This is a genomic window from Salinicola sp., assembly GCF_982684285.1.
This window is the reverse complement of the sequence record NZ_CEXLVS010000143.1, coordinates 4122-10709: the sequence shown is the minus strand read 5'-3', so window position 1 is coordinate 10709 and position 6588 is coordinate 4122. Positions and strand designations below refer to the sequence as shown.

Sequence of the window (6588 nt, the reverse complement as noted above, 5' to 3'; positions counted from 1 at the left end):
CTCGGCGCCGGGCTGATGCAGGCGTTGAAGCGCCGCCACGCGGACATCGAGTTCCGTGGTATCGGCGGCCCGCGGATGCAGGCACAGGGGCTCGATTCGCTCTATCCCCTGGAAACCCTTTCGGTGATGGGCCTGGTCGAGGTGTTGAAGCACCTGCCGGGCCTGGTCAAGGTGCGTCGTCATCTCAAGCGCGACGCGCTGGCCTGGCGACCCGACATCATGGTCGGCATCGACGCACCGGACTTCAACATCGGCCTCGAGCGCCAACTGCACGATCAGGGCGTGCGTACCGCCCACTACGTCAGTCCCTCGGTCTGGGCCTGGCGACAGGGGCGGGTGAAGACGATCGCCAAGGCGGTCGACGGCATGCTCACCTTTCTGCCGTTCGAGGCCGACTTCTACGCCGAACATCGCGTGCCGGTCGCCTATGTCGGCCATCCGCTGGCCGATGAGCTGCCGCTGGTCAACGATCGCGGCGCGGCGCGGCGCGAACTCGGACTCGCCCCCGATGTGCCGACCCTGGCCGTGCTGCCCGGATCGCGCGGCAACGAGATCCGTTTTCTGGGCGAGATGTTCCTGCGCGCGGCCTCGGCGCTACGCCAGCGCCTCGGTGCGTTGCAGGTGGCCGTCCCTGCCGCCTCTCCCGAGCGGCAGCGGGAGCTCGAGGCTCTGCTCGCGCAATTCCCCGATCTGGCTGCAGACACGGTGATCGTCGAGGGCCGCTCGCGGGAGGTGATGACGGCCGCCGATGCGGTGCTGCTGACGTCCGGCACGGCCGCGCTGGAGACCATGCTCTGCCACCGTCCCATGGTGGTCGCCTACCGCATGGCGCCAGCCACCTATTGGCTGGCGCAGCGGCTGGTCAAGACGCGCTGGATCTCGCTGCCGAACCTGATCGCGCAGGAAACCCTGGTGCCGGAGCTGGTCCAGGATGCGGTGACCCCCGAGTCGCTGGTCGAGACGCTGCTGCCCTGGTTCGAGGATGAGTCGGTACGGTCGGCACTCGAACGACGCTTCGCGGCGATGCACGCCGAGCTGCAGCGCGGTGCCAGCGAGCGAGCTGCCACCGCCATCACGTCCCTGGTCGAGCACGGGGCGCTGGATCTCGCGCTCGGGAATGGTGAATGAGAGACGCCATGCCATTGAAATCTTCGCCATCCGTCTGGCCGGACATCGTCATCGAGTACGAGGGCCACCTGATCGCCGGTGTCGACGAGGTGGGGCGGGGCCCGTTGATCGGCTCGGTCGTGGCCGCCGCCGTCATCCTCGATCCCGAGTGCCCGATCGACGGACTGACCGACTCAAAATGCCTGAGTGCCGCGCGTCGCGAAGCGCTAGATCTCCGGATTCGCGAATGCGCGCTGGCGTTCTCGATAGCCGAGGCCTCGCCGCGGGAGATCGACTCGCTCAACATCTATCACGCCACGCACCTGGCGATGCGGCGGGCGATCGATGCGCTGCCGACACCGGCCGAGTATCTGCTGGTCGACGGCAATCGGCTGCCCGGTCATGCCTGCCCGGGACAGGCCGTGGTCAAGGGCGATCTCCGGCACCCTGCCATCAGTGCGGCCTCGATTCTGGCCAAGGTGGCCCGGGACGCGCAGATGCTGGCCCTCGATGCGCGCCATCCGGAATATGGCTTTCGTCGCCACAAGGGGTATCCGACGCCGGAACACCTCGAGGCACTGGCCCGACTGGGCCCGCTGGTGGAGCATCGCAGTTCCTTCGCGCCGGTTAGAGAACGGCTCGCCGGGGTGTGAGCGCCCAATTTGGCCGATAGACCCATTGTGGCCCGTACCGCCTTTGGGCATGCTTGTCCTGCCGATGCGCGGGCCACGTCGATCCGTCAACGGCGTTGCCGTCCACATGACGGGAGCGCTTGCCTGATATCCGAATCATCCATTCGCCGCCTGACTCGAGTTCGTCATGACAACACCCTTCGTTCACCTTCGTGTCCACAGCGAATACTCTCTGGTCGATGGCCTGATCCGGCTCAAGCCGTTGATCAAGGCCACCGCCGAGGCCGGCATGCCGGCCGTGGCCGTGACCGACGATACCAATCTGTTCGGCCTGGTGAAGGTCTACAAGGCGGCCCAGGGGGCCGGCCTCAAGCCGATCATCGGTGCCGATCTGTGGCTGCACAACGCCCATGACGAGAGCCACCCCTATCGTCTGACGCTGCTGGCGATGAACGACACCGGCTACCGCAATCTGACCGAACTGATCTCGCGGGCCTGGACCGACGGCCAGCGCCAGAACATGGCGATTCTCGACAAGGCCTGGGTCTTCGAGCAGAACGAGGGACTCATCGCGCTGTCCGGCGCCCGGGAGGGGGAGATCGGGCGTTTCCTGATCGCCGAGCAGGTGGCCACCGCGCGGCAGCTGCTGGAGGAGTGGCAGCGACATTTTCCCGGGCGTTTCTATCTCGAGCTGCAGCGTACCGGCCGCCAGTACGACGAGGAGTGCGTGCATCACTCCGTTCGCCTGGCCAGCGAGAGCGGTGTGCCGGTGGTGGCGACCAATGACGTGCGCTTTCTCGAACGCGACGACTATTGGGCCCACGAGACCCGCGTCTCGATCGGCGAGGGCAAGGCGCTGGAAGATCCCCGCCGCGAGAAACGCTACAGCGAAGAGCAGTATCTGAAGACGCCGGAGGAGATGGCCGAACTCTTCGCCGATATCCCCGAGGCGCTCGAGAACAGCGTGATGATCGCCGCCCGCTGCAGTGCCAGCGTGCGTCTGGGCGAGATATTCCTGCCCGAGTACCCGATTCCCGAGGGCCTGACCCAGGACGAGTTCTTCCGCAAGATCTCCCACGACGGTCTCACCGATCGTCTGAATCAACTGTTCGGTGGCGATACGCCGATCTATCCGGGGCGATCGCTGGCAGAGCACGAGCCGGAGTACCGCAAGCGGCTCGACTTCGAGCTCGATATCATCCTCAAGATGGGGTTCCCCGGCTACTTCCTGATCGTGATGGACTTCATCCAGTGGGCCAAGGACAACGACATCCCCGTCGGCCCGGGGCGAGGTTCGGGTGCCGGCTCGCTGGTCGCCTACGTGCTCAAGATCACCGATCTCGATCCGCTGGAATATGACCTGCTGTTCGAACGCTTCCTCAATCCGGAGCGTGTCTCGATGCCCGACTTCGACGTCGACTTCTGCATGGAGAAACGCGACCGGGTCATCGACTACGTGGCCGACCGCTACGGCCGCAACGCGGTCTCCCAGATCGTCACCTTCGGTACCATGGCCGCCAAGGCGGTGGTGCGCGACGTGGCGCGCGCCCAGGGCAAGCCCTATTCGATGGGGGACAAGCTCTCCAAGCTGATTCCGTTCGAGGTCGGCATGACCCTGGCCAAGGCGATCGAGCAGGAGCCGCAGCTCAAGGAGTACCTCGAGTACGACGAGGAGGCCGCCGAGATCTGGGAGATGGCGCTCAAGCTCGAGGGCATCACCCGGGGCACCGGCAAGCACGCCGGGGGCGTCGTCATCGCCCCGACCAAGCTGACCGACTTCTCGCCGCTGCTGTGCGAGGAGAACGGTTCGGGGCTGGTGGTGCAGTTCGACAAGAACGACGTCGAGGACGCCGGGCTGGTCAAGTTCGACTTCCTCGGCCTGCGCACGCTCACCATCATCGACTGGGCACTGGAGATGGTCGACGTGGTGCGGGCGCGCGATGGTGTCGGCCCGCTCGACATCAGCACCATCCCGCTCGACGACAAGCCGACCTTCGACATGCTCAAGAAGGCCGAGACCACGGCGGTGTTCCAGCTCGAATCCCGGGGCATGAAGGAGCTGATCAAGCGGCTGCAGCCGGATTCGCTGGAGGACATGATCGCCCTCGTCGCGCTGTTCCGCCCGGGGCCGCTGCAGTCCGGCATGGTCGACGACTTCATCAACCGCAAGCACGGCCGCGCCGAGCTCGCCTATCCCCACCCGGACTACCAGCACGAACTGCTCAAACCGGTATTGGAGCCGACCTACGGCATCATCCTCTACCAGGAGCAGGTGATGCAGATCGCCCAGGTGCTGGCGGGCTATACGCTGGGCCAGGCCGACATGCTGCGTCGTGCCATGGGCAAGAAGAAGCCCGAGGAGATGGCCAAGCAGCGCGCCGGTTTCATGGAGGGGTGCGCCGCCAACGGCATCGACAAGGATCTGGCCGGCAACCTGTTCGACCTGGTGGAGAAGTTCGCCGGCTACGGCTTCAACAAGTCGCACTCGGCCGCCTACGGCCTGGTCTCCTACCAGACCGCCTGGCTGAAGGCGCACTATCCCGCGCCATTCATGGCGGCGGTGCTCTCGACGGAGATGGACAACCTCGACAAGGTCGTGCCCCTGATCGAGGAGTGCCGCCACATCGGGCTGACGGTGACACCGCCCAACGTCAACGTCGGGGCCTACAAGTTCACCGTCGACGAGGACGGCCAGGTGGTCTACGGGCTCGGCGCGATTCGCGGGGTCGGCGAGGGGCCGATCGGTGCCATTGTCGAGGCGCGGGAAGCCGAAGGCGGATTCTCCGATCTGTTCGATTTCTGTCGCCGCATCGACGGCAAGCGCATGAACAAGCGCACCCTCGAAGCCCTGATCCGCTCCGGCGCGCTGGATACGCTGGGGCCGTCGCGAGCGGTGCTGGCGGCCTCCCTGGATGCGGCCATCAAGGCGGCGTCGCAGAACCAGGCCAACCAGAACCTGGGGATGATGGACATGTTCGGCGAGGCGTTCGTCGACGCCGACGAGAATCAGGACATCTATGCCGACTACCGGCACGCCCGGGACTGGAGCGACAAGGAGCGACTGGCCGGCGAGAAGGATACGCTCGGCCTCTATCTCACCGGCCACCCGATCGATGAGTACGAGCACGAGCTCAAGCGCTTCGTGGCGACTCGCATCGTCGACCTCAAGCCGTCGCGAGAGCCCCAGCGGGTCGCCGGGCTGGTCGTCGCGATGCGGACCATGAAGTCCAAGCGTGGCGACACCATGGCGTTCGTCACCCTCGATGACCGCACCGGTCGTATCGAAGCCTCGCTGTTCGGCGAGCTGTTCGATCAGGTGCGCGGGAAGCTCACCGCCGACCAGGTGCTGATCATCGAGGGCGAAGTCTCCAGCGACGACTACTCCGGCGGTTTGCGTCTGCGCAGCAAGGACGTCACTCTGATGGCCGATGCGCGTGCTCGCTTCGGCGAGGCGGTGGAGCTCTCCGTCGACGGTGGCCGGCTCAATGGGCGTTTCTCCCGCACCTTGCACGACAGCCTCTCGCCGTGGCTGAGCGGCTCCGGTCTGCCGGTGCGCGTACGCTATCGCAACGCCAAGGCCAGCGGCTGTTTCGAGCTGGCGGCCTCGTGGAGAGTGTCGCCCAGCGACGAGCTGATGACCGCACTTCGCGAGGTCGAGGGCTATGAAAACGTCGCCTTGCGTTACCGCGGCGGCTGACGCAGCGCCGGGTGCAGCTCCTTGCTAACACTCGTGAAGGTGCGATAATAATCCGTTTCGCGGCACGCCAGTCGCTCGTATTTCAGACACCGAAGCTTGCCAGGATCACACAGTAGAAGCTCTATGAATCCCAATTATCTAGACTTTGAACAACCGATTGCCGAACTTCAGGCCAAGATCGAAGAGCTGCGCCTGGTCGGTAACGATAGCCGCATCAGCCTGAGCGACGAGATCGGCAAGCTCGAGGAGAAGAGCCGCAAACTTACCGAGCAGATCTTCCGTGACCTGACTGCCTGGCAGGTGACGCAGCTGTCTCGCCACCCGCAGCGGCCCTATACGCTGGACTACCTCGACAGCATCTTCACCGACTTCGACGAGCTGCATGGCGATCGCCATTTCGCCGACGATGCCGCCCTGGTGGGTGGCGTGGCGCGCCTCGACGACAAGCCGGTGATGGTCATCGGGCATCAGAAGGGCCGCGACGTGAAGGAGAAGGTGCGGCGCAACTTCGGCATGCCGCGTCCCGAGGGCTACCGCAAGGCGTGCCGCCTGATGGAGATGGCCGAGCGTTTCAAGATGCCGGTGCTGACCTTCATCGACACACCTGGTGCCTATCCCGGGATCGATGCCGAGGAGCGTGGCCAGTCGGAAGCGATCGCCTACAACCTGGCGGTGATGTCGCGATTGAAGACGCCGATCATCGCCACGGTCATCGGCGAGGGCGGTTCCGGTGGTGCACTGGCCATCGGGGTCTGCGACGAGCTGCAGATGCTGCAGTACTCCACCTATTCGGTCATCTCCCCGGAAGGCTGTGCCTCGATTCTTTGGAAGAGCGCCGAGAAAGCGTCGGAGGCCGCGCACGCCATGGGCATCACCGCCTCGCGTCTGAAGGAGCTGGGCTTCGTGGATACGCTGATCGAAGAGCCGCTGGGTGGCGCCCACCGCAATCCGCGCAAGACCGCCGACAAGGTGAGGGAAGCGCTGGCGGGCAGTCTGGACCGGCTGCAGGCGATGGATACCGAGACGTTGCTCGAACGGCGGTATCAGCGTCTGATGTCTTACGGCGCCCCGCAGTAAAAATGACTGGCGGCGCTCACTCAGACGGCGTTGAGGGCGAGCGGGGGCGGCGGCGGGGGCGGGCGAAACAGGCCC

At 65.3% G+C, this 6588-nt stretch carries 4 protein-coding genes; all 4 read left to right on the top strand.

All coding sequences use genetic code 11. The features are described from left to right. Nucleotides 1-1128 (top strand): lipid-A-disaccharide synthase (gene lpxB / locus AC3AYF_RS13085; RefSeq protein WP_487779826.1); only part of this gene is annotated, 1128 nt, incomplete at its 5' end. An 8-nt stretch (nt 1129-1136) separates the two neighbouring features. After that, a complete protein-coding gene (rnhB, locus tag AC3AYF_RS13080; RefSeq protein ID WP_295038091.1) occupies nt 1137-1760 on the top strand; it encodes a ribonuclease HII in 624 nt (207 codons plus the stop codon). Nucleotides 1761-1926: 166 nt separating this feature from the next. After that, entirely contained in the window at nt 1927-5436 is a 3510-nt protein-coding gene (dnaE, locus tag AC3AYF_RS13075; RefSeq protein WP_295038092.1) for a DNA polymerase III subunit alpha, read from the top strand. A 123-nt stretch (nt 5437-5559) separates the two neighbouring features. Beyond that, complete coding sequence (locus AC3AYF_RS13070) at nt 5560-6513, top strand: acetyl-CoA carboxylase carboxyltransferase subunit alpha (RefSeq protein ID WP_298839649.1); 954 nt, start codon at nt 5560-5562, stop codon at nt 6511-6513. Nucleotides 6514-6588 lie beyond the last annotated feature (75 nt).

Coding starts and splice junctions, on each gene's coding strand:
- rnhB (WP_295038091.1), top strand. CDS start 1,137: ATGCCATTGAAATCTTCGCCATCCGTCTGGCCGGACATCGTCATCGAG.
- dnaE (WP_295038092.1), top strand. CDS start 1,927: ATGACAACACCCTTCGTTCACCTTCGTGTCCACAGCGAATACTCTCTG.
- AC3AYF_RS13070 (WP_298839649.1), top strand. CDS start 5,560: ATGAATCCCAATTATCTAGACTTTGAACAACCGATTGCCGAACTTCAG.